21 protein-coding genes and 4 tRNA genes are annotated in these 23,793 nt (G+C 65.8%); 24 read left to right on the top strand and 1 reads right to left on the bottom strand.

The annotated features are described in order from the left end of the window. The first annotated feature begins 163 nt into the window (after window positions 1-163). Complete coding sequence (gene recQ, locus D579_RS0103395) at window positions 164-2,053, top strand: DNA helicase RecQ (RefSeq protein ID WP_018951121.1); 1,890 nt, start codon at window positions 164-166, stop codon at window positions 2,051-2,053. Window positions 2,054-2,096: 43 nt separating this feature from the next. Further along, window positions 2,097-2,852, top strand: coding sequence for a DUF3581 family protein (locus tag D579_RS0103390; RefSeq protein ID WP_018951120.1), 756 nt, complete (start codon window positions 2,097-2,099; stop codon window positions 2,850-2,852). A gap of 247 nt (window positions 2,853-3,099) precedes the next feature. Here D579_RS0103390 and asd read toward each other — a convergent pair whose 3' ends face one another. Then, window positions 3,100-3,954 carry an archaetidylserine decarboxylase gene (asd, locus tag D579_RS0103385; protein ID WP_018951119.1) on the bottom strand — a complete coding sequence of 285 codons (855 nt, stop codon included), beginning with the start codon at window positions 3,952-3,954 and terminating at the stop codon, window positions 3,100-3,102. Between the two features lie 78 nt (window positions 3,955-4,032). Here asd and prmB point away from each other — a divergent pair, with 78 nt between their 5' ends. The 22 genes from prmB (at window position 4,033) to D579_RS0103275 (ending at window position 23,747) form a co-directional block, all read left to right on the top strand. Further along, window positions 4,033-4,929, top strand: a complete 897-nt coding sequence (gene prmB / locus D579_RS0103380) for a 50S ribosomal protein L3 N(5)-glutamine methyltransferase (protein WP_018951118.1) — start codon at window positions 4,033-4,035, stop codon at window positions 4,927-4,929. Between the two features lie 88 nt (window positions 4,930-5,017). Next, window positions 5,018-6,061 (top strand): Holliday junction branch migration DNA helicase RuvB, encoded by a 1,044-nt coding sequence (gene ruvB / locus D579_RS0103375; RefSeq protein ID WP_038038349.1) that lies wholly within the window; start codon window positions 5,018-5,020, stop codon window positions 6,059-6,061. After that, window positions 6,058-6,477 carry a tol-pal system-associated acyl-CoA thioesterase gene (ybgC, locus tag D579_RS0103370; RefSeq protein ID WP_018143962.1) on the top strand — a complete coding sequence of 140 codons (420 nt, stop codon included), beginning with the start codon at window positions 6,058-6,060 and terminating at the stop codon, window positions 6,475-6,477. Before ruvB ends, ybgC begins: the two co-directional genes overlap by 4 nt. A gap of 32 nt (window positions 6,478-6,509) precedes the next feature. Then, complete coding sequence (gene tolQ / locus D579_RS0103365) at window positions 6,510-7,184, top strand: protein TolQ (RefSeq protein ID WP_018168448.1); 675 nt, start codon at window positions 6,510-6,512, stop codon at window positions 7,182-7,184. Between the two features lie 3 nt (window positions 7,185-7,187). Further along, window positions 7,188-7,640, top strand: a complete 453-nt coding sequence (tolR, locus tag D579_RS0103360) for a protein TolR (protein WP_018143960.1) — start codon at window positions 7,188-7,190, stop codon at window positions 7,638-7,640. Window positions 7,641-7,651: 11 nt separating this feature from the next. Then, entirely contained in the window at window positions 7,652-8,665 is a 1,014-nt protein-coding gene (tolA, locus tag D579_RS0103355; RefSeq protein ID WP_018951117.1) for a cell envelope integrity protein TolA, read from the top strand. Window positions 8,666-8,699: 34 nt separating this feature from the next. Then, window positions 8,700-9,986: a Tol-Pal system beta propeller repeat protein TolB gene (gene tolB, locus D579_RS0103350; protein WP_026289433.1), complete on the top strand. Its 1,287-nt coding sequence runs from the start codon at window positions 8,700-8,702 to the stop codon at window positions 9,984-9,986. 46 nt (window positions 9,987-10,032) lie between these two features. Next, window positions 10,033-10,587, top strand: coding sequence for a peptidoglycan-associated lipoprotein Pal (pal, locus tag D579_RS0103345; RefSeq protein ID WP_018168451.1), 555 nt, complete (start codon window positions 10,033-10,035; stop codon window positions 10,585-10,587). Between the two features lie 15 nt (window positions 10,588-10,602). Continuing rightward, window positions 10,603-11,445, top strand: coding sequence for a tol-pal system protein YbgF (gene ybgF, locus D579_RS0103340; RefSeq protein ID WP_018951115.1), 843 nt, complete (start codon window positions 10,603-10,605; stop codon window positions 11,443-11,445). Next, the gene (gene queE / locus D579_RS0103335; protein WP_018951114.1) at window positions 11,442-12,137 is read left to right on the top strand and encodes a 7-carboxy-7-deazaguanine synthase QueE; all 696 of its coding nucleotides are present in this window, start codon (window positions 11,442-11,444) and stop codon (window positions 12,135-12,137) included. Before ybgF ends, queE begins: the two co-directional genes overlap by 4 nt. Before the next feature lies 1 nt (window position 12,138). Further along, window positions 12,139-12,825: a 7-cyano-7-deazaguanine synthase QueC gene (queC, locus tag D579_RS0103330; protein WP_018951113.1), complete on the top strand. Its 687-nt coding sequence runs from the start codon at window positions 12,139-12,141 to the stop codon at window positions 12,823-12,825. Window positions 12,826-12,949: 124 nt separating this feature from the next. After that, a complete protein-coding gene (locus tag D579_RS0103325) occupies window positions 12,950-14,221 on the top strand; it encodes a YeeE/YedE family protein (protein WP_018951112.1) in 1,272 nt (423 codons plus the stop codon). Between the two features lie 139 nt (window positions 14,222-14,360). Further along, window positions 14,361-14,436: transfer RNA gene (locus D579_RS0103320), tRNA-Lys, on the top strand. Window positions 14,437-14,558: 122 nt separating this feature from the next. Continuing rightward, window positions 14,559-14,645 (top strand) — tRNA-Leu (locus tag D579_RS0103315). An 82-nt stretch (window positions 14,646-14,727) separates the two neighbouring features. Continuing rightward, a complete protein-coding gene (gene tig / locus D579_RS0103310) occupies window positions 14,728-16,035 on the top strand; it encodes a trigger factor (protein ID WP_018951111.1) in 1,308 nt (435 codons plus the stop codon). Next, window positions 16,032-16,670, top strand: coding sequence for an ATP-dependent Clp endopeptidase proteolytic subunit ClpP (gene clpP / locus D579_RS0103305; protein ID WP_018938883.1), 639 nt, complete (start codon window positions 16,032-16,034; stop codon window positions 16,668-16,670). Before tig ends, clpP begins: the two co-directional genes overlap by 4 nt. Before the next feature lie 141 nt (window positions 16,671-16,811). Then, window positions 16,812-18,092: an ATP-dependent Clp protease ATP-binding subunit ClpX gene (gene clpX / locus D579_RS0103300; RefSeq protein ID WP_018143950.1), complete on the top strand. Its 1,281-nt coding sequence runs from the start codon at window positions 16,812-16,814 to the stop codon at window positions 18,090-18,092. Between the two features lie 82 nt (window positions 18,093-18,174). After that, window positions 18,175-20,640 carry an endopeptidase La gene (gene lon / locus D579_RS0103295; protein ID WP_018951110.1) on the top strand — a complete coding sequence of 822 codons (2,466 nt, stop codon included), beginning with the start codon at window positions 18,175-18,177 and terminating at the stop codon, window positions 20,638-20,640. 260 nt (window positions 20,641-20,900) lie between these two features. After that, window positions 20,901-21,173, top strand: a complete 273-nt coding sequence (locus D579_RS0103290) for an HU family DNA-binding protein (RefSeq protein ID WP_018143948.1) — start codon at window positions 20,901-20,903, stop codon at window positions 21,171-21,173. A gap of 11 nt (window positions 21,174-21,184) precedes the next feature. Further along, window positions 21,185-21,260: transfer RNA gene (locus D579_RS0103285), tRNA-Val, on the top strand. A 36-nt stretch (window positions 21,261-21,296) separates the two neighbouring features. Further along, window positions 21,297-21,373 (top strand) — tRNA-Asp (locus D579_RS0103280). Window positions 21,374-21,857: 484 nt separating this feature from the next. Next, window positions 21,858-23,747: a SurA N-terminal domain-containing protein gene (locus D579_RS0103275; protein ID WP_018951109.1), complete on the top strand. Its 1,890-nt coding sequence runs from the start codon at window positions 21,858-21,860 to the stop codon at window positions 23,745-23,747. Window positions 23,748-23,793 lie beyond the last annotated feature (46 nt).

Below are 23,793 nucleotides of genomic sequence, written 5' to 3'. Positions count from 1 at the left end.
AGCGTGGCGGGTGTTATCGCGGAAAGGCGCAAAAAACCGAATCAGCGCCTTCTTGAAAGTGTCGGTTGCGGGCGGCGCAGGGTGATTCCGACGCCTGTCGCTTGCAGCGGTGCCGGGCATTCGGCAGTCTTGCCCGCCTGTCATCTTGTTTGGAGTGTATCCATTGGAACCCTCGGGTCTTGCAGCTGGAGAAGCGCAGGGAAGCGCTCCGGCGGCGGCGCTACTGGAGATCCTGCGCGAGACCTTCGGCTATACGGAATTTCGCGGCCAGCAGCAGGCGATCGTCGAGCACGTGACCGGTGGTGGCGATGCGGTGGTGCTGATGCCCACCGGCGGCGGCAAGTCGCTCTGCTACCAGATCCCGGCGCTGGCTCGATCCGGCTGCGGCATCGTGATCTCACCCCTGATCGCGCTGATGCAGGATCAGGTCGCCGCCCTGCGCCAGAACGGCGTGGCCGCGGCCAGTCTCGACTCCGGCCAGAAGGCGGACGAGGCGCGTTCCGTGCTGGCGGCCCTGCACGCCGGCGAACTGGATCTCCTGTACATGTCGCCAGAGCGGCTGTTTGCCTCGGGCATGCTGGAACGCCTGGAAGGCATCGACCTCGCCTTGTTCGCGATTGACGAGGCGCACTGCGTCTCGCAGTGGGGGCATGACTTCCGCCCCGAATACAGTCAACTGGCGGTGCTGGCCGAGCGTTTTCCACAGGTGCCGCGCCTGGCCCTGACCGCGACCGCCGACGGCCCGACCCGCCAGGAGATCCGCGAACGGCTGTGCCTCGATCAGGCGCGCGCCTTCGTCAGTTCCTTCGACCGCCCCAATATCCGCTACCGCATCGCCCAGGCAGACGGCGGCCGGGGCGGCTCGGCACGTGATCGGCTGCTGCGCTTCATCCGCGCGGAACACGCCGGGGAGGCGGGGATCGTGTATTGCCTGTCACGCAAGAAGGTGGATGCCGTGGCCGAATGGCTGGCGGAGCAGGGTGTCACCGCCCTGCCGTATCACGCCGGCCTGCCGGCCGCGACCCGCGCGGCGAACCAGACCCGCTTCCTGCGCGAGGAGGGGGTGGTGATGGTCGCCACCATCGCCTTCGGCATGGGCATCGACAAGCCGAATGTGCGCTTTGTCGCCCACCTGAACCTGCCGAAGAGTCTGGAGGGCTACTATCAGGAGACCGGCCGCGCCGGCCGCGATGGCCTGCCGGCCAATGCCTGGATGGTCTTTGGGTTGCAGGATGTCGTGACCCTGCGCCAGATGCTGGAGGGGTCGCAGGCCGGGGCCGAGCGTCAGCGCGTCGAACAGCAAAAGCTGGAGGCCATGCTGGGCTTCTGCGAGATCACCAGCTGCCGCCGCCAGGCCCTGCTGGGATATTTCGACGAGCACATGCCGGAACCCTGCGGGGCCTGCGACAACTGTCTGGAGCCGCCGGCGACCTGGGATGCCAGCGTGCCGGTGCAAAAGCTCCTGTCCTGCATCTATCGAACCGGCGAGCGCTTCGGCGCCGGGCATGTGATCGACGTGCTGCGCGGCTCGGCCAGTGAGCGCCTGACCCGTCTGGGGCACGATCGTCTGAGCACCTTCGGCATTGGCAAGGAACTCGACAAGGCGCAGTGGCGCGGCGTGGTCCGGCAGTTGCTGGCGCGTGGGCTGCTGCGCCTGGATGACGAGGGCTACGGCGGACTGAAGCTGGATCCGGCCTGTCGCCCGGTTCTGCGCGGAGAGGAGGGGATTCACCTGCGCGAGGAGGCGGCCCGTCCGGAGAAGGGGGCACGTACCGCCAGCCCGGCACGGCGTGATACGGCCCGTACAGTCGCGGCGATGGACACCGAGGATCGCTCCCTCTGGGAGGCGCTGAGGGGCCTGCGTACCGAGCTGGCGCGGGATCAGGGGGTGCCGCCCTACGTGATCTTCAGCGATGCCACATTGCTGGAGATGGTGGCGGCCGCGCCGCGCACCCATGACGAGATGGCCGGGATCTCCGGGGTCGGGCAGCACAAGCTGGAACGCTACGGCGATGCCTTTATCAAGGCCATCGAGGGGCATTTCGGGCTATAGTGGTGCGAAAAACCACACCAAATGATGCGTTCGGGGAGACCGCGTGACCGATACCCGCTTCCTTGAGGATTTCTACCGCCTTCGCGACGGTCAGCTGGTCGTAACCCCGGAGCAGGGCAGCGACTTCGCCAAGACCCTCGCGGGCGACTTCAATCCGATCCACGATGCCGACAACCGGCGCTTCTGCGTCCCGGGGGATCTACTGTTTGCCCTGGTGCTGGACACCTACGGCGCGAGCGCGGACATGCTTTTCCGTTTCACCGGCATGGTGGGAGGCAATGTGCCCCTGGTCTTTCCGGAAAACCCGGGCGCGGCCTTTGCCATTACCGACGAGAGTGGCAAGAGCGTAATCGAGGTCGAGCGTTCGGGGGCGGTGATCGACGAGCCTAGTGCGATCGGATCCCTGATCCGCAGCTATGTCGGCTTTTCCGGGCAGAACTTCCCGCACGTGCTGGTGCCGCTGATGGAGGAGCACGGCGTGATGGTGAACCCCAAGCGGCCGCTGGTGATGTACGAGCGCATGGGTTTTCATCTGCCCGAGCCGCTGGCAGCCAGCGCAGGGGTGCCGGAGCCCCGTCTGAAGGATGCAGTGATGACGGTCAATGGCAAGCGCGGAGAGATTCGTCTGGACTACGAACTGGTCATCGACCAGTCGGTGGTTGCCGACGGCAGCAAGCACCTGGTGCTGAGCGGGCTGCGCGCGTTCGATGCCGCCGATGTCGAGCGGCTCGTCGCCGACTACGAAAGCTGGAAGGCCGCCTACTTCAATCAGCAGGCCGGGGCCCACGCCCAGGCCTGAAGTGCCTTGTTCACCACCACGCGCACGAAGACAGGAAGAAGGGCCAGGTCCAAAGCGAAAAGCCTTTACAGGTCGGCGGGAAGACGGGGCGTTTTTGCTACGAGGGCATTGGGGAGAACTGCGGACGACAGCGTCGTGCCAGGCACTGGGGCTGGGCGTGAGCGCTCGAGAACTCTTCTGACTTTCCCGTCTTCCTGTGAATCGCCCTTGAACTTCTTCCTGTCTGTGTGTGCTTCGTACTGAAAACTCAGTAGAACTGGCCGAGCGCCGAGCGGACCTGGACTTCGGTCTCGGGCGTGAGGTGTTCCGCGAGTTTTAGCGGGTGATAGGGCAGTAGCAGCACGACTGACGATCCCAGGTTGAAGCGTCCCATCTCCATCCCGCGCTCCAGTGTGATCTCGCGGTCGGGATACTCGCTCACACTGATCTCGTGACCATGGGGCGGGGTGACCTCGCCGGCCCAGACGGTCTCGATGGAACCGACGTTCTGGGCGCCGATCAGGGCCATGGCCATCGGCCCCACCGGGGTGTCGAAGCAGGTCACCACGCGTTCGTTGCGGGCGTACAGCCGCGGCACGTGACGCACGATGCGCGGGGCGACCGAGAACAGCCGTCCGGGCACATGGATCATGTGGGTCAGGGTGCCGGTCAGCGGCATGTGCAGTCGGTGGTAGTGACGCGGCGACAGGTACAGGGTCACGAAGTGCCCGTGGCGGAAGGCCTCCGCGAGCTCGTCCTCCCCGCCCAGCAGTTCCCGGACCGTGTAGTGATGCCCCTTGGCCTGGAAGATCTGTCCGCCCTCGATGCGCCCGGCGGCGCTGACCCGGGAATCGGCCGGGCTGACCAGGGTATTCGCGTCCCCCTCCAATGGCCGTGCGTCCTCGCGCAGGGCGCGGGTGAACAGCGCGTTGAAGCTGGGGTAGGTGGTCAGGTCCGGTTCCGCGGCCTCGTCCATGTTCAGGCCGAAGCGGCGCACGAAGGCGCGCAGCAGCGGTTGCAGCTGCGGCGACTCGATGCGCGCCAGACGATGCACCACGCGCGACAGGGCGTGCTGTGGCAGCAGGTGCGATAGGCGCGCCAGCCAGGGGTCGATCTTGCTCATGCGGGATCTCGTTCGGGCGTACACAGTGACATCGAGGCGGTATGATGACCGCCCCCGCACGCAACGGAAAGACCGGGCATGGATTCAACCACCGGATTGCGCACCTTGCGCGACTTCATTCGCTTCGGCGCCAGCCAGTTTCGCGGCGCCGGGCTGACCTTCGGCCATGGCACCGACAACGCCTTTGACGAGGCGGCCTGGCTGGTGCTGCACACCCTGCACCTGCCGCTGGATCTACCCGAGTCGTGGTGGGATTCGCGCCTGAGCGAGGCCGAGCGCACGCGAGTCGTGGCGGTGTTGCGCGAGCGCATCGCCACCCGCAAGCCGGCGGCGTACCTGACCCGCGAGGCCTGGTTTGCCGGGTTGCCGTTCTATGTCGACGAGCGCGTGCTGGTGCCGCGCTCGCCCCTGGCGGAGTTGATCGCCGCGGGCTTCGAGCCGTGGCTGGATCCCGATGGGGTGACTCGGGCCCTGGATCTTTGCACCGGGGGTGGCTGCATCGGTATCGCGATGGCGCTGGCCCTGCCGCAGGCGCAGGTGGACCTGGCGGATGTCTCGCCGGATGCGCTGGCGGTGGCTCGGATCAACATCGAGCGCCACCAGATGGGCGAACAAGTCCGCGCATTGCAGTCCGACGTGTTCGATGGGCTGCAAGCCGGTGACCGCTATGACCTGATCGTGTCCAATCCGCCGTACGTGGATGCCGAGGATATGGCGGCCTTGCCGGAGGAGTACCGCCACGAGCCGGCATTGGGACTGGCTGCCGGGGGCGACGGGCTGGATATCGTGCGCCGCATCCTGGACGGGGCCCGCGAGCACCTGACCGGGGACGGCGCGCTGATCGTGGAGGTCGGCAACAGCCAGGCCGCGGTGGAGGCGGCCTTCCCGGACCTGCCAATGATCTGGCTGGAGTTCGAGGCCGGCGGGCATGGCGTGTTCCTGGTCTACGCCCGCGACTTGCCCGCCGGCGCCTGACCCACGCGGACCCGCGCCCGGACCCCGGTCCGAAAACCCGGCAGAAGGCCCTGTAAACGGCGCCGGTGGCGATGCATACTGCGAGGCTATGGAATCACGTCTGGTGGATATGCAGAGTCGGTCCGAGGAAGAGCGGGCGGAGGTCAGCCTGCGCCCGAAACGGCTCGCGGACTACACCGGTCAGCCGCGCGTGGTCGAGCAGCTGGGGCTGTTCATCGAGGCCGCCCGCGGGCGTGACGAGGCCCTGGACCATACGCTGGTCGCCGGCCCGCCCGGGCTGGGCAAGACGACCCTCGCGCATATCATTGCCAACGAACTGGGGGTGGGCCTGCGTCAGACCTCCGGCCCGGTGCTGGAGCGCGCCGGCGACCTGGCGGCGATCCTCACCGCGCTGGAGCCGCGCGATGTCCTGTTCGTTGACGAAATCCACCGCCTGCCGACGGTGGTGGAAGAGATCCTGTATCCCGCCCTGGAGGATGGCCAGCTGGATATCGTGATCGGCGAGGGTCCGGCCGCGCGTTCGATCAAGGTGGACCTGCCGCCGTTCACGCTGGTGGGGGCCACCACCCGCGCCGGGCTGCTCTCGGCCCCGTTACGTGACCGGTTCGGTATCGTCCAGCGCCTCGATCATTACACTGTCCCCGATCTCGCGCATATCGTGAATCGCGCCGCCGGCTTGCTGGGCGTGGGGGTCGAGGCCGAGGGCGCGACCGAGATCGCGCGTCGCGGGCGCGGCACGCCGCGTCTGGCCAATCGTCTGTTGCGGCGGGTGCGCGATTTCGCCCAGGTGCGGGCCGACGGCGTGGTGACGCTCGATGTGGCTGCGCAGGCGCTGGACCTGCTGGCGATCGATGCCTCGGGGCTGGATGCCCAGGACCGCCGTCTGCTGGAGGTGCTGGTGGAGAAGTTTGATGGTGGCCCGGTCGGGGTCGAGAGTCTGGCCACCGCGATGAACGAGGACCGCGGCACGCTGGAGGATGTGGTCGAGCCGTTCCTGATCCAGCAGGGCTATCTGCAGCGCACCCCGCGCGGGCGCCAGGCGACCCGCCGCACGCTGGCCATGTTTGGTCTGGCGCGCACGGAGGAGGGTGACCTGCTGACGCCGATGGCCGAGGGCGCGCGCCAGCCATGACGACGGATTTCGAATGGCCGGTGCGGGTGTATTACGAGGACACCGATGCCGGTGGCGTGGTCTACCACGCGAATTATCTGAAATTCATGGAGCGCGCGCGGACCGAATGGCTGCGTGCGCTGGGCTTCGAGCAGGACCGGCTGCGCGCCGAGTACGGAATTGTGTTCGCCGTGCGGCGTCTGTCTGTGGAGATGCAGCGCCCCGCCCATTTCAACGAGGCCCTGACGGTGACCTGCCGGGTGCAGCGTCTGCGCCGCGCCAGCATCGAATTCGCGCAGGCGGTGCAGCGTGACGCGGCGGTGCTGGTGACCGGCGAGGTCGGCATTGCCTGTGTGGACGTGGCCCGGCAGGCGCCGGTGGCAATCCCCGATGAAGTGACGCACGCGCTGCGTGCGGCGGATGGAACAAAGGCATAACGGGAGATGGACAAGTGACAGTCGACTTTTCAATGTACCAGCTGATCATGGACGCGAGTCTGATCGTACAGCTGGTCATGGTGATCCTGGTGGTCGCCTCGGTGCTCTCCTGGCTGGTGATTATCATCAAGGCGCGTTCCCTCAACGCGGCCCACCGCGCCAGCGATGAATTCGAGGAGCGCTTCTGGTCCGGCGCCGATCTGTCGCATCTGTACGAGGGGGTGCGGCGCAAGTCGGAGATGTCCGGCATGGAGCATGTCTTCTCCTCGGGCTTCAAGGAATTCCTGCGAGCCCGCCAGCACGGCATGGCGCCCGGCGAGCCCGCGCACCGCGCGATGCGTGTGGCCATCGCGCGCGAGACCGACGAGATGGAGCGCTACCTGCAGTTCCTCGCCACGGTCGGTTCGACCAGCCCGTACATCGGCCTGTTCGGGACGGTGTGGGGCATCATGCATGCCTTCCTGGGGCTGTCCGGGGTGCAGCAGGCCACACTGGCGATGGTGGCCCCCGGGATTGCCGAGGCCCTGATCGCGACCGCGCTTGGCCTGTTCGCCGCCATCCCGGCGGTGATCGCCTACAATCGCTTCGCCGGGGATGTTGACCGCGTGGCCTCGCGCCTGGAGAACTTCGGCGACGAGTTCGTGGCCCTGCTGAATCGCCAGGGGGCGGGCAAGCCTGCCGAGGGTGCCGCCGGGGCGCCGGCCTAAGCCATGGCCGAGTCGCGTCGCAACAGTCGCCGCCTGCGGCGGCCCATGTCGCAGATCAACGTCGTGCCGTTCATCGACGTGATGCTCGTTCTGCTGATCATCTTCATGATCACCGCGCCCATGCTGCAGCAGGGCGTGGAGGTCGACCTCCCGGAGGCCGATGCCGAGGCCATGGAAGAGGACCCGCAGGCGGCCGAGCCGCTGGTGGTCACGGTGGATGCCGGCGGCGCCATGAGCCTGAACCAGGGGCCCTATGTGAACGAGCCGCTGGCGCCGCAGGAGATGACCGAGATCGTGCGCGAGTTCCTCGCCGAGAATCCGGGTACCCAGACCTTCGTGCGCGGTGACCGCAATGTCGATTACGGCCGCGTGATCGATGCCATGGTTGCCCTGCAGCGTGCCGGAGGCGGCCGGGTCGGGCTGATCACCGAGCCGCCGCGCGACAACCAGGACTGAGCCGCCCCGCCGTGTTCGAGCTCCTGCGCCGTCATCCCTTGAGCCTGGTCCTCGTCCTGCTTCTGCATGGCGTGTTGTTTGCGGCGTTGTTGCTGAATGTCAGCCTCGTCTCGCCGACCTCCACCCGTGCCGCTGTCGAGATCGCGGTGCAGGAGGATATCGAGGTGATCGACGCGGTCGCGGTGGATGCCGAGACCTTCGATCGCATCGAACACCAGCGCGAAGTCGCCGAGCAGGAGCAGGTCGCCGAACAGCTGCGCGCCGAAGAGGAACGCCGCCGCGCCGAGGAACAGGCCCGGCGCGAGGAAGAGCGCCGCCAGGCCGAGGAGCAACGCCGCCGCGAGGAACAGGAGCGCGCGCGCCAGCAGGCCCTGGAGGATGCCGAACAGGCCCGCCGCGAGGCCGAGGAGGAGCGTCGCCAGGCGCGCGAGGAGGCCGAGGCCGAACGCGAGCGTATCCGCCAGGAGCGCGAGGCTGCGGAACAGGCCCGGCGTGAGGCCGAGGAGGCGCGCGAGCGTGAGGCGGCGGAACGGCGGGAGCGCGAGGAAGCGGAGCGTCAGGCGCAGGAAGAGGCGGAGCGCCGCGAGCGCGAGGCGGCCGAACGCCGCGAACGGGAAGAGGCCGAGCGTCGCGCCGAGCAGGAGCGCGAACTGGAAGAGCAGCGCCGCCGCGAGGCGATGGAGCGCGAGCAGGAGCGCATGGCCGAGGCGCAGGCCCGGCGCGAGGCCGCGGAACGCCAGGCACAGGCGGATCGCGAGCTGAACGAATGGCGCGCGCAGGTGCAGTCAGTGGTGCAGCGACGCTGGCGCCAGCCATCGGGGCTGGATGCCTCGGATCGTGCCATCGTTCTCGTGCGCGTCAACGAGACCGGGCGTATCATCAATTTCGACATCGAGAGCTGCTCCGGCGGGCCCGCCTTCTGCGACTCGGTCCGTCAGACCATGGATCGCCTGTCGTCGCTGCCGCGCCCACCGGATGCGGATGCCGTGCGCGGTGGGGTGCGCATCCGCTTCGAGCCCGACTGACCGGGCCGGCGCAAGCCGGTCCACGAGGAAACACATGCAACGAATGATTCATACGATGCTGCTGGGGTTGGCGCTGCTTTGGTCGGCGCAGGCCCAGGCGGTACTGGAAGTGACGGTAACCGAGGGGGTGACGGGTGCGATCCCGGTGGCCGTGGCTCCGTTCACCTGGGACGGCGACGGGCGTCCGGGCGAGGATGTGGACCAGATCCTGGCCGCGAATCTGACCCGGAGCGGGCTGTTTGACGTCGAACGCGACGGTTTGCCCCAAGCACCCTCGGGCCCAGCCGACTTCCTTGCCCAGCCCTGGGCCGAGGCGGGTCTGGAGTACCTGGTGGTCGGCTCCATGCGCCCCGACGGCGACAACGTGCTGGTCGAGTTCCACGTGTTCGACGTGCTGGCCGAGGAACGCCTGGGCGGCTGGCGTATCCCGGTGCCGGCGGACATGCTGCGCCGCGGCGCGCATCGCGTGTCGGATATCGTCTACGAGCAGATCACCGGAGACCCGGGTGCCTTCAGTGCGCGTATCGCGTTTGTCAGCGTCGAGCGCCGCAACGACTCGCGCGAGTTTCGCCTGGAGGTCGCCGACTCCGACGGCGCCAATCCGCGCACCCTGTTCCGGTCGCGGGATCCGATCATGTCGCCGGACTGGTCGCCGGACGGTCGTGAGCTGGTCTACGTCTCCTTCGAGAATCGCCGCTCCGAGGTGTTCCGTCAGAATGTGGAGACCGGCGAGCGCAACCGGATCGCGAGTTTTACCGGCATTAACAGCGCCCCGGCCTGGTCCCCGGACGGCCGCCAGCTGGCGCTGAGCCTTTCGCGCGACGGCTCGCCGAATATCTACGTGATGGATCTGGCCTCAGGCGATCTGCGTCAACTGACGCGCTCCAGCGCGATCGAGACCGAGCCGGTCTGGTCACCCGACGGCGACACCATCTACTTCACCTCGGATCGTGCGGGCGCGCCGCAAATCTATGCCCAGCCGGCCAGCGGTGGCAATGCGCGCCGTCTTACCTTCGAGAGCGGCTACGCGGCGGCGGCCACGATTTCCCCGGATGGTCGCTCATTGGTGTACGTCCATGGGGGCGATGGCGGATTTCAGCTGGCGCGTCTCGATCTGGATGATCGCCGTGTGACGCGCCTCACGGACGGGCGCGATGCAGAGTCGCCAAGCTTTGCACCCAATGGCAGCATGATCCTGTATGCCATGACGGATGGGGGGCGAGGCGTGCTCGGCTCGGTCAGTCGCGACGGCCAGGTGCACCAGCGGTTGGCCGCCCGCGAAGGCGAGGTGCGCGAACCTGCCTGGTCGCCCCTGAACTGATGTCCCCAGACCTATTTACTATCCCTTTTTCGAGGAAACGAAAGCCATGAATAACCTGTTTCGCCTGGCCCTTGCGGCTGTCGTCATTGCGGCCCTGTCGGCCTGTGCCACACCCACGCGCGATGCCGAGGATGCCGAACGTGCTGCCGAGCGCGAGGCGGCCGCCGAACAGGCGCGTGCCGAACGCGAGGCCGCCGAGGCCCGCGGCCTGGGTCGAGATCGCGATTTCGACGCGGCGGCCCTGGACGACCCGGAAAGCCCGCTGGCCGAACGCCTGGTGTATTTCGAGTTCGACCGCGACGAGGTCAAGTCCGAATACATGCCGATGCTGGAGGCGCATGCCGCCTATCTCTCGCAGAATTCGGGTGCGCGCCTGCGTCTGGAAGGGCATACCGACGAGCGCGGCACGCGCGAGTACAACCTGGCTCTGGGCGAACGCCGGGCGCAGTCGGTGCGCCGGGTGCTGAATCTGAACGGCGCTTCGGATGACCAGCTCGAGGTCATCAGTTATGGTGAAGAGATGCCGGTGGCCTTCCAGCAGAACGAGGAGGCCTGGGCCAAGAATCGCCGGGTCGAGCTGGTCTACGAATCCCGGCGCTAAGCGACGGGAAGCCAGATGCAATCAAAGCTCGACAAGTCTTGCGGAAATGCCCCCTCGGGGGCATTTCTGTTTCGGTGCCCGGGACGTCCGGGCCTTCTTTCTGGCGTCATTCTGGCCGTAACCTTTGCCCTGGCCCCGCTGGCCCTGGTGCCGGGCACGGCCGGGGCCCAGGACGATACGGTGTTCGCCACCCAGTCGCAGATCCGCCAGCTCGAACGCCGCCTCGAGCGGGTCGAGCGGGTGCTGGATTCCAGTGCGATGAACGAACTGCTGCAGGTCTCGGAATCGCTGAGTCGGGACCTGCGCGAACTGCGTGGCGAGGTGGAAACCCTGCGCCACGAGATGAACCGTCTCAGCACCCGCCAGCGCGATCAGTTCCGTCATCTGGATGAGCGGGTGGGCGCGTTCGAGAGCGGGGCGTTAGCCACGGATGCCGCTCCGCGGGAGGAAGTGGTCGAACTGGACCTGCCGGAAGCGGACGAGCAGGCCGCCTATCAGGCGGCGTTTGACGACCTGATGGCCGGGGATTACACCACGGCCATGCGCAAGCTCGAGCAGTTCATCGAGGATTACCCCGAGGGCAACTTCACCGCCAATGCCTGGTACTGGCTGGCCGAGGCGAAATACGCCAGCGGCGAGTTCGAAGCAGCGCTGGAGGATTTCGAGCGTCTGCGAGAGGATTTCCCCGAAAGCGACAAGGGTGGGGATGCCCTGCTGAAGATCGGCTACGCCCACTACGAACTGCAGAACTTCGACGCGGCGCGCGAGGCCCTGGAGGCGGTGCGTGCCGACTACGGCGGGACCACCCTGGATCGCCTGGCCCGTGAGCGCCTGCGGCGGATCGAAGACAGCCAATGACCACGGATACGCTGCGCGATGCCCGGGGCGCCGGGGTGATCGACCCGGCCGCGGTGCGGCTGAGGATCACCGAGATGTTCGTCTCCCTGCAGGGGGAGGCGGCGCAGGTAGGCTGGCCCACCGCCTTTGTGCGCCTGACCGGTTGCCCGCTGCGCTGTCGCTGGTGTGACAGCGAATACGCCTTCGAGGGGGGCGAGGCCCTGATGCTGGCGACGATCCTTGACTGGGTCGGGCGCGCCGGGGTTCGGCATGTCTGCGTGACGGGTGGCGAGCCGCTCGCGCAGCCGGGCTGCCTGCCGCTGCTGGAGGGCCTGTGCGATGCCCGTTTCAGCGTTTCGCTGGAGACCAGCGGGGCGATGGCGATCGCGGGTGTCGATCCGCGGGTGGCGATCGTGATGGACTGGAAGGCGTCGGCCTCGCAGGAGTCCGCTCGCAATCGCCCTGAAAATATCCCCCGGCTGAAGGCCGGCGACCAGCTGAAGTTCGTGCTGGCCGGGCGCGAGGACTTTGACTGGGCGCGAGCCGAGCTGGAGCGTCTGGGGCTGGCCCCGGAGGTCGAGGTCCTCTTCTCGCCGGTGTACGGCGAACTGGAACCGAGGGCCCTGGCCGACTGGATCATCGCGGAACGCCTCCCGGTTCGCTTTCAGCTGCAGCTGCACAAGCTCCTCTGGGGCGACCAGCCAGGGCGCTGAGATGAGTGAGCGCGCGGAGAAGGCCGTGGTGCTGCTCTCGGGCGGGCTTGACTCGGCGACTTGCCTGGCCATGGCCCGCGCCGAGGGGCTGGACTGTCACGCCCTGTCGATCGACTACGGTCAACGCCATCACACGGAGCTGGACGCTGCGCGGCGCGTAGCCGCCGCCCAGGGCGTGACCGATCACCGCGTAGTGGCGGTGGATCTGAGCGCGATTGGTGGGTCCGCACTGACGGACGCCGCGATCGCCGTTCCCACGGCACCGACCGAGGGTATCCCCGTGACCTACGTGCCGGCACGCAACACGGTGTTTCTGGCGCTCGCCCTGGGGTTTGCCGAGACCCTGGACGCGCGCCTGCTGTATGTGGGGGCCAATGCGGTGGACTACTCCGGCTACCCGGATTGTCGTCCGGCCTTCATCGAGGCCTTCCGCGACCTCGCCCGGGTGGCGACCCGCAGCGGGGTGGAGGGCACGCCCTGGGAGGTGCGGGCGCCGCTGATGCACTGGTCCAAGGCCGAGATCATCCAGGCCGGGGTCCGCCTCGGGGTCGACTACAGCCAGACGGTCAGCTGCTACCAGGCCGATGCCGCCGGCCGCGCATGCGGGCGCTGCGACAGCTGCCGCATCCGCCGCGAGGGCTTCGCGGCCGCCGGTGTGCCCGACCCGACCCGCTATGTCCCCGACTGATCCGTGGCCCCGGAATGCCGCGGGGAGGAATGAAAGCGGGCTCGATCTCGTCTAGCGTCCGATGTATGCTGCGCACCCCATGGGTGCAGGCGTGCCCTGAAATCTTTCATTGAGAGGATACGCGATGGAATTCTCCAGCTTTTCAACCGCCGCATTGGCGTTCCTCGGCGGGACGTTCATTCTCGCCTTCATCATGGGTGCGGTCGCGAACAAGACCAACTTCTGCACCATGGGTGCGGTCTCCGACTGGGTAAACATGGGGGATACTGGGCGCATGCGCTCCTGGTTGCTGGCCATTGCCGTGGCCATGCTGGGTGTGGCGGTGCTCGAATTCTTCGGTGTGTTGAGTGCCGAGGGCTCGTTCCCTCCCTACCGTGGGTCCAACTTCAACTGGCTGGGCCATGTGCTGGGCGGTTTCCTGTTCGGGATCGGCATGACCTATGCGTCGGGCTGCGGTAACAAGACGCTGGTGCGTGTCGGTGGCGGTAACCTCAAGTCCGTGATGGTCATGATCATCATCGGCGTGATTGCCTTCTGGCTGACCAGCCGCGAGACGGTTTTTGGCACGGGCCAGACCCTGTTCCAGCTGCTGTTCGGCTGGATGGACAGCGTCGCCGTCCAGATGGAAAACGGCCAGGATCTGGGTTCCATCATCGCCGGCGAGAACGCGCTGACTGCGCGCCTGGTGCTGGGTCTGGTGATCGGCGTGCTGCTGCTGGCCCTGATCTTCAAGGCCGCGGACTTCCGTCGCAGCTTTGACAATATCCTGGGCGGTCTGGTGATCGGCCTGGTCGTGATCGGTGCCTGGTGGTTGACTAGCAACATCCAGGTCGACGACGGCATGGGTGGCGTGTACAGCACCCAGGAATACATCCAGGAATGGGATTTCGTGTCCGATGCGGATGATGGCGAGCGTCCGGCGCTGTCCGCGCCCTGGGCCAATCAATCGTTTACCTTCATTAACCCGATGGGGCAGAGCGTGGGCTATGTGTCCAGCGGCTTCGACCGCACCCTGCTGTACTTCGGCGTGTTGGCTCTGGCGGGCGTTATCTTGGGTTCGTTCTTCTGGGCCCTGGTGTCGCGCAGCTTCCGTTTCGAGTGGTTCTCGTCCTTCCGCGACTTCGCCAATCACTTCGTTGGTGGCATCCTGATGGGCGTTGGCGGCATCCTGGCGCTTGGCTGCACCATTGGTCAGGCGGTGACGGGGGTCTCCGCGCTGGCACTGGGTGGCTTCTTCACCTTCGCCTTCATCGTGTTCGGCTCTGCGCTGACCATGAAGATCCAGTACTACAAGATGGTCTACGAAGACGAGGCCAGCTTCGGCAAGGCGCTGATCACCTCGCTGGTGGACATGAAGCTGCTGCCGGGCGGCATGCGCAAGCTGGAAGCCATCTGATGGCATAGCGACGGGGGCACGTCTTGCGTTTTCCCCGTCGCGCCGTAAACTACGCGGCACTGGAGGCCCGGCGATCCCGGGCCTTCGACTTTGCAACGGCCAGGGCGATTCAGATGTTCGCTCCGGGCCAAACCGAAAAGGGTCGTTAGCTCAGTTGGTAGAGCAGTTGGCTTTTAACCAATTGGTCGTAGGTTCGAATCCTACACGACCCACCATTTTCTCCGGTCCCCGCACCGGCACAAGGGCCCGTCTATACGGGCTCTTTGTGTTTGTGGGTGGGGAACACGCTAGAATGCGCGGCCAACGCGCGAACGCAACAAGAGTTTTCTGCAAGATTGCGAAAGTGGCGGAACTGGTAGACGCGCTGGGTTTAGGTCCCAGTGGGGTAAAACCCGTGAGAGTTCGAGTCTCTCCTTTCGCACCACTGTCTGCATTCCGACCAGCCATGAAGGTTACCACTGCGATCGGCAGGGATGACCGATTACCGAACTATGACGAGGCCCTCCATGCAAGTTTCTGTTGAAGCCACCGGCAACCTGGAACGCAAGATGACCATCCAGGTCCCCTCCGAGCGGATCGATACCGAGGTCGACAATCGCCTGAAGTCCCTCGCCAAGCGGGTCAAGCTGGACGGCTTCCGCCCGGGCAAGGTCCCGCTGAAGGTCGTGCGCCAGCGCTACGGCACCGGTGTGTATCAGGAGGTTCTGAGCGAGGTCCTGCAGGAAAGCTACCGCGAGGCGGTTCAGCAGGAGGGCCTGGAGCCGGCCGGTAACCCGAGCATCGAGCCGACCAATCTGGAAGGCACCGACGCGATCGAATTCACCGCCAGCTTCCAGGTGTTCCCGGAAGTGCAGGTGGCCGACTTCTCCGGCGTCGAGATCGAGCGCCCGGTGGCCGAGGTCGGGGACGAGGACATCGATCGCGTGATCGACTCCCTGCGCGAGCAGAACAAGGAGTGGGCCGAGGTCAAACGCAAGGCGAAGAAAGGCGACCGGGTGACGCTGGACTTCGTCGGCTCGCTGAACGGCGAGGAGTTCGAGGGCGGCAAGGCCGACGACTTCCAGATCGAGCTTGGTGCCGGGCGCCTGATCGAGGACTTCGAGAAACAGCTCAAGGGCGTGAAGACCGGCGAGGAGCCGACCATCGATGTCACCTTCCCCGACGACTACCCGGCGGAGAACCTGAAGGGCCAGACCGCGCAGTTCGCGCTGACCATCAAGCAGGTCGAAGGCCCCAAGCTGCCGGAGGTCGATGAGGAATTTGCGAAGAAATTCGGCATCGAGGACGGCTCGGTCGAGAAACTTCGCGCCGATGTGCGGTCCAATATGGAGCGGGAACTGCGTCAGGCCCTGAAGGGTCGGGTCAAGCAACAGGTGCTGGAGGCCGTGGTCGACAAGCACGACTTCGATCTTCCGGAGGCCCTGGTGAAGTCGGAGGTCAACCGCCTGCGCGAAGAGGCCGAGAAGCGTTTCGGCGGCGCGCAGCAGACCCAGCCACTGCCGGACAGCCTGTTCGAGGAAGAAGCCAAGCGTCGCGTGCGCCTGGGCCTGGCGCTGCGCGCCATCATCGAACAGAAGGGGTTCGAGGTGGACGCCGAGCGGGTCGAGCGCGATCTCGAGGAGATGGCCGCAACCTACGAGGATCCGGAAGAGGTGAAGCAGTACTACCGCTCCAATCCCCAGGCGAAGAGCAACCTGGAGTCACTGGTGCTGGAAGATCAGGTGGTTGACTGGGTGCTCGAGCAGGGCAAGGTCACCGAGAAGGAAACCAGCTTCCAGGACGTGATGAATCCGAACAAGGAGTCGACTGAATGAGCCACGATATGGCCGACCAGGGCGCACAACACGCCCAAGGGCTGAACCTGGTACCGATGGTGGTCGAGCAGACCGCCCGCGGCGAGCGCGCCTACGACATCTACTCCCGCCTGCTGAAGGATCGAGTGATCTTCTGCGTGGGTCCGGTCGAGGACTACATGGCCAATGTGATCGTGGCCCAGCTGCTGTTCCTCGAGTCGGAAAATCCGGACAAGGAAATCAGCCTGTACATCAATTCCCCGGGCGGTGCGGTCACCGCTGGCATGGCGATCTACGACACCATGCAGTTCATCAAGCCCGAGGTCAGCACGCTGTGCGTCGGCCAGGCGGCGAGCATGGGCGCCGTGCTGCTGGCGGGCGGTGCCGCTGGCAAGCGGCACACCCTGCCGCATTCACGGGTGATGATCCATCAGCCGCTGGGCGGATTCTCGGGCCAGGCCTCGGATATCGACATCCACGCCCGCGAGATCCTGAAGATCCGTGATGAACTGAACAATGTGCTGGCCCACCACACCGGCCAGCCGGTGGAGAAGATCGCGGAGGACACCGATCGCGACCGTTTCCTGACCGCGACCGAGGCGAAGGAATACGGCCTGGTCGACCACGTGCTGACCCACCGCGACTCCGCGAGCTGAGTCCGCGTCCTTCGCAACTGCGCCCCGGAGCACCGCTGCGGGGCGCAGCTTCAATACCGGACTTCCGCTTGGCTCGTTTGCAACTGCCAGGCAAACGGGGCATGTTCTGAAGAACACTGAAATCGCAACCGAGGCAAACGGATGAGCGACGAAACCACCCCCCCCGCCGACGGCAAGCTCCTGTACTGTTCTTTCTGCGGAAAGAGCCAGCACGAGGTGCGCAAGCTGATCGCCGGGCCATCCGTATTCATCTGCGACGAGTGCGTCGAACTGTGCAACGACATCATCCGCGAGGAGATGCAGGAAGCGGGGCACGCCGAGCGTGATTCCCTGCCGACGCCGCACGAGATCCGCGCGATCCTCGACGACTACGTGATCGGCCAGAACTCCGCGAAGAAGATCCTTTCGGTCGCGGTGTACAACCACTACAAGCGCTTGCAGGCCCGGGCCGGCAAGGACGATGTCGAGCTGTCCAAGTCGAACATTATGCTGATCGGCCCCACCGGCTCCGGCAAGACGCTGCTGGCCGAGACCCTGGCGCGGGTACTGAATGTCCCGTTCACCATCGCCGATGCCACGACGCTGACCGAGGCTGGCTACGTGGGCGAGGATGTCGAGAACATCATCCAGAAGCTGTTGCAGAAGTGCGACTACGACGTCGAGAAGGCCGAGAACGGCATTGTCTACATCGACGAGATCGACAAGGTCTCGCGCAAGTCGGACAACCCGTCCATCACCCGTGACGTCTCGGGCGAGGGTGTGCAGCAGGCCCTGCTGAAGCTGATTGAGGGCACCACCGCCTCGGTGCCGCCGCAGGGCGGGCGCAAGCACCCGCAGCAGGAATTCCTGCAGGTCGATACCAGCAATATCCTGTTCATCTGTGGCGGTGCCTTCTCCGGGCTGGAGAAGGTGATCCAGCAGCGCGCCGAGAAGGGCGGGATAGGCTTTGGCGCCGAGTTGCGCACCACCGAGGCGGCCAAGTCCGGTGGTCAGTGGTTGAAGCAGCTGGAGGCCGATGACCTGGTGCGCTATGGCCTGATTCCCGAGTTCGTTGGCCGTCTGCCGGTGCAGGCGACGCTGGACGAGCTCGACGAGGACGCACTGATCACGATCCTGACCCAGCCGAAGAACGCCCTGATCAAGCAGTACGCGCGCCTGTTCGAGATGGAGGGCGTGGAGCTCGAGTTCCGCGACGATGCCCTGTCCGCGATCGCCCACAAGGCGATGGCCCGCAAGACCGGTGCGCGCGGTCTGCGCACCATCATGGAGAACATCCTGCTCGACACCATGTACGAGCTGCCCTCCATGGAGGGGGTCAGCAAGGTGGTGATCGACGAGGCGGTGATCCGTGGCGATGCCGAGCCGTACCTGGTCTACGAGAACGACTCGTTCGCCAAGAAGCAGGCTGCCGCGGATTCCTGAGCGGAAGTGTTGCGGCGCCCTTGAAAAGGGCGCCGCCGCCCCCACTTCCTCCTGTACATTCGTCCAGCCCTTAGGGGGCAACATGACCGATACCCACTCCTCCCAGAACGAGGTGGACTCCCCCGTCAAGCGCGTCGCGGTCCTGCCGCTGCGCGATGTCGTGGTCTATCCCCACATGGTCATCCCGCTGTTCGTGGGTCGCGAGAAGTCGATCCGGGCGCTGGATTCGGCCATGGCCGAGAACAAGCAGGTGCTGCTGGTCGCGCAGAAGAGCGCAGAGGTCGACGAGCCGGAGGCCGGCGACCTGCACCAGATCGGCACCCTCGGCAATATCCTGCAGCTGCTGCGCCTGCCCGACGGCACCATCAAGGTGCTGGTGGAGGGTGCCCAGCGCGCCCATGTGATGGATATCTCCACTACCGGCAATGTCGAGAAGGAAGAGGACTACTTCGTCTCCGACATCCGGTTGATCGACGAGGAATACGACACCGAGGACAAGGAGCTGGAGATCCTCGGCCGCTCCGCGCTGAATCAGTTCGAGCAGTACATCAAGCTGAACAAGAAGGTCCCGCCGGAGATCCTGACCTCGCTGGCCGGGATCGACGACACCTCGCGCCTGGCCGACACCATTGCCGCGCACATGTCGCTGAAGCTGGAGGAAAAGCAGGAAGTCCTCGAGATCGCCAATGTGCGCGCGCGCCTGGAGCACCTGGTCGCCAAGATCGAGGGCGAGATGGATGTGCTGCAGATCGAGAAGAAGATCCGTGGCCGCGTGAAGCAGCAGATGGAGAAGTCCCAGCGCGAGTACTACCTGAATGAGCAGATGAAGGCCATTCAGAAGGAACTGGGGGATCTCGAGGACGCGCCGAACGAGCAGGAAGACCTGGCCGACAAGATCGAGAAGGCGGGGATGCCGGAGGAGGCCAAGAAGAAGGCCACCGCCGAGCTGAACAAGCTGAAGATGATGTCCCCGATGTCGGCCGAGGCCACCGTCGTGCGCAGCTACATCGACTGGCTGGTCAACGTCCCGTGGAAGAAAAAGACCCGGGTCAGCAAGGACCTGACGCGCGCCGAGAAGATCCTCAACGAGGACCACTACGGCCTGGAAGAGGTCAAGGAACGTATCCTCGAGTATCTCGCGGTGCAGTCCCGCGTGCGCAAGCTGAAGGGCCCGATCCTGTGCCTGGTCGGCCCGCCCGGGGTTGGCAAGACCTCGCTGGGGCAGTCCATCGCGCGTGCGACCAATCGCAAGTTCATGCGCATGGCGCTGGGCGGGGTGCGCGACGAGGCCGAGATCCGCGGCCATCGCCGGACCTACATCGGCTCGCTGCCGGGCAAGATCATCCAGAACCTGGCCAAGGTCGGTGTGCGCAACCCGCTGTTCCTGCTGGACGAAATCGACAAGATGGCGATGGACTTCCGGGGTGACCCGGCCTCGGCGATGCTCGAGGTGCTGGATCCGGAACAGAACCACACGTTTAGCGACCACTACCTGGAGGTCGATTTCGACCTGTCGGACGTGATGTTCGTGGCCACGGCCAACAGCATGCACATCCCCGGGCCGTTGCTGGACCGCATGGAGGTCATCCGCCTGTCCGGCTACACCGAGGACGAAAAGGTCCACATCGCGCACAACTATCTGCTGACCAAGCAGATCAAGGCCAACGGCCTGAAGCCGGCCGAGATCCAGATCTCCGATTCGGCGGTGCGCGACATGGTGCGGTACTACACCCGCGAGGCCGGCGTGCGCTCGCTGGAGCGCGAGATCGCCAAGGTCTGCCGCAAGGTGGCCAAGCAGCGTCTGCTGGCCAGCGAGAAGGAGCGGGCACGCACCACCTCGGTCACGCCCAAGACGCTGGAGAAATATCTCGGCGTGCGTCGCTTCCGCTTCGGCCTGGCCGAGGAAAACGACCAGGTCGGTCAGGTCACGGGCCTCGCCTGGACCGAGGTCGGCGGCGAGTTGCTGACCATCGAGGCCAGCGTGGTCCCGGGCAAGGGCAAGACCCAGCAGACCGGCAAGCTCGGCGACGTGATGCAGGAGTCCATCCACGCCGCCCTGACCGTGGTTCGCTCGCGCGCCGAGGCCCTGGGCCTGGAGGAGAACTTCCACGAGAAGAAGGACCTGCACATCCACGTGCCGGAGGGCGCGACGCCGAAGGATGGCCCGTCCGCGGGCATCGGCATGTGCACCGCGATCGTCTCGGCACTGACCGGTATCCCGGTGCGGGCGGATGTCGCGATGACCGGCGAGATTACGCTGCGTGGTCAGGTTCTGCCGATCGGGGGCCTGAAGGAGAAGTTGCTGGCCGCCCACCGCGGAGGGATTCGCACCGTCCTGATCCCGGAAGAGAACGAGAAGGATCTGGTCGACATCCCGAAGAACATCAAGCAGAAGCTGGATATTCGTCCGGTCCGCTGGATCGACGAGGTCCTCGAGCTCGCGCTGACCCACATGCCGGAAGGCAAGGCCGGGGAAACGCCAGAGAAGGTCGAGGAAGTCGTCAAACCGGCCAAGGAAACCGGTCGCCGTCGGGTCCGGCATCACTAAGCATCTGTAATTGGAGCGAAACCGCGGGCGCTGGATTCTTCGGCGCCCGCGGTTTTTTGTGTGCTGGTTCAAGCCAGCCCGAGGGCCCCGCCGGGCGGGCGTTTGACACTTTTTCGGGGGGCTTGCTATAACCCCATGCGCATCATCTGATTTCGTGCCGAGGGCAGTCGCGGGGCCATGGAGAAAAGGTCCCCGGCTGGTGTAAGCTAGGCCCCGTCCGGCAGAAAGCCTGAGTCACCACTGAGATAAGGAAGCGCTTCATGAATAAATCCGAATTGATCGACGCGATCGCGGCGGAAGCCGATGTTCCCAAGGCCCAGGCCGGCAACATCGTGGATGCCTTGGTGAGTGTGGTCGGCGATACCCTCGCCAAGGGTGACCAGGTCTCCCTCGTGGGCTTTGGTACCTTCCTGGTGCGCGAGCGCGAAGCCCGCACCGGCCGTAACCCGCGTACCGGTGAGAGCATTCAGATTGCCGCGTCGAAAACGCCTTCGTTCAAGGCTGGTAAAGCGCTCAAGGATCGAGTAAACTAGCGCGCTTTATCGGGTGCTTAGCTCAGTTGGTAGAGCGTCGCCTTTACACGGCGAATGTCGGCGGTTCGAACCCGTCAGCACCCACCAAGTGCAACCCTGACCCTGGTTGCGCTGCACGAATACGGAGCGGTAGTTCAGCTGGTTAGAATACCGGCCTGTCACGCCGGGGGTCGCGGGTTCGAGTCCCGTCCGCTCCGCCATCTTTGAGAAAGGCGCCCTTGTGGCGCCTTTTTCTTTGTTGACCACCACGAAGCGCTCGGAGCCACACCTTTGGGCCAGACCTGGGTCCATAGCAGTCGACCGCAATGTGGGAAGGGCAGAACCAAGCCCGAGATGCATTTTCGGGAGTCCGGGGCCGGGCACTGTCATCGCGCGAGCGCATCGAATGCGAGGCCCGATCCTCCAGGCCGACGGTTCCGAGGTATGTCCCCAGTGTTCGGCGCCGGCACGAGAGTGGGCCAGGCTTCATGCGAGGAGACCGGTCCAGGAGCTCAGGTTTTCGCCGCGCCTCCCTTCCAGTCGTCTCGTCTGCCTGTAGACGCTCTTGGTCGGGCCCTTCTTCTTGTCAGCGCGCGCTGCGTGGCAGACACCGCCGCCCAGGCGCAGACGCGCGCGGGCGTGCCTGCTACCATCGGCCGCTGATTCCCGTTTTCCTCCCAATTGCCGGAGTGAGCAGAGACCATCATGTTGCAAGCGATTCGTGACCGGGCGAGCGGCTGGCTCGCCTATGTGATCATTGGCCTGATCACCATCCCCTTTGCCCTGTGGGGCCTGGGCGAGTATTTCGGCGGGGCGGGCCCGCTGGTCGCCGCCGAGGTGAACGGCACGGATATCGCGGTGCGCGACGTGCACCAGGAGGCCCGCGCCCAGCGCGACGAGATGGCGCGCATGTTTGGCGGCGAGATCCCGGATGACGTGCTGGACGAGCAGGGCATCCGCCTGCAGGCGATGGAGACCCTGATCCGTCAGGAACTGCTGCGCCAGGCGGCCGATTCCGCCGGCTTCAAGGCGGCGGGCGACAGCGTATTGCGCGAAATCCGCGGCATGCCGGTGTTTCAGGAGGAGGGCCGCTTCAGCCGCGAACGCTACAGCCAGTTGTTGAATGCTCAGCGCATCAGCCCGGCCGACTTCGAGCAGGACATCGCCCGCAGTATTGTGATGTCGCAAATTCAGCGTGGCATCCAGGCCACGGGCGTGGTGCCGGAAGCCCTGGTGGCGGATTACAGCCGTCTGCGCAACCAGACGCGGGTTGCGAGCTGGAAGGTCTTCGCCGCGGACGAGTTTGATCGTCCGGATGTGGTGGATGACGACGCGATCCGCGACTACTACGACGCCAATCCGGAAGACTTCACGACCACGGAACGGGTGCGGGTGAGCTATCTGCGCCTGGACCCGGAAGGCCTGGAGGCCGGGGTCGATGTCACCGAGGATCAGGTGCGCGAACACTACCGGGTCAATCGCAGCCGCTACGAAGAGCCGGAACTGCGCGAGGTGCGCCAGATCCGCATCCAGGATACCGACGAGGACGGCGAGGCGCGTATCCGTGAACTGCGTAGTCGCCTGGATGATGGCGAGAACTTCGGCGACCTGGCGGAGGAATACTCCGAAGACAGCCTGACGGCCGACCGTGGTGGCAGCCTGGGCGAGGTCGCCCGGGGCGATCTGGATTCCACCCTGGAGACCGTCATTTTCACCCTGCCGAAGGACCTCATCAGCCAGCCGGTACGAACGGATCGTGGCTGGTTCATCCTGGAGGTGACCTCGATCCAGGAATCCCGGGCGCAGCCGTTCGAAGACGTGCGCGAGGAGGTCGAGCAGGATCTGCGCGACCGGACGGCCGAGCAGATGCAGATCGACGCCCTGGACGACCTGATGGCACTGGCAATCGAGTTTCCGGACACTCTGGAGCCGGCCGCCGACGCCACGGGCCTGGAGGTCCAGACCAGCGACTGGTTCTCCCGCGGCTCGGGCGATGGCATCGCCCGCCATCGGTCCATCCGCGATGCGGCGTTTGACCCGCGGGTACTGGAAGACGGCAACAACAGCGACGCGATCGACCTGCAGGACCGTTCCACCGTGATCCTGCGTGTCGATGAGCACGAGCCGGCCGAGGTGCGCCCGCTGGCGGAGGTGGAGGACGAGATCCGCGAGCGCCTGCAGCGTCAGGCCGCCGCGGATGCCGCGCGTGAGGCGGGAGAGGCCCTGATCGAGCGACTGCGCGAAGCCGATGACTGGACCGCCGAGGCCGGGGAGAACGGAGAATGGAGTCGGGCGGTCGAGATCACCCGTGAACGGGCGGCCGATCTGCCAACCGGGTTGCAGGACCACCTGTTCCGGCTGGCGGCGCCAGGCGAGGGCGCAGTGGAGATTGCCGGCGCCCGGGTCGGGGAGGGTGACTTCGCGGTGACCGTGCTGGAAGCCGTACGCATGGGCGAGGATGCAGTGGATGCCGCGGCGCGCCAGCAGGCGCGCGACCAGATTGGCAACGCCTACGGGAGTGCCGAATTCCGGTCCTATCTCGCATGGCTGGAAGAGCAGGCGGAGATCAAGCGCTTCCCCGACGCGCTCGACTAGTCGCCGCAGAACCGCGAGGGGGCGCTTGGTGCGCTCCCGACCACGA

Source organism: Thioalkalivibrio sp. AKL12, from assembly GCF_000377925.1.
Classification (GTDB): domain Bacteria; phylum Pseudomonadota; class Gammaproteobacteria; order Ectothiorhodospirales; family Ectothiorhodospiraceae; genus Thioalkalivibrio; species Thioalkalivibrio versutus.
The sequence above is the reverse complement of the archived record's forward strand: the minus strand, read 5'-3'. Positions and strand labels throughout refer to the sequence as shown.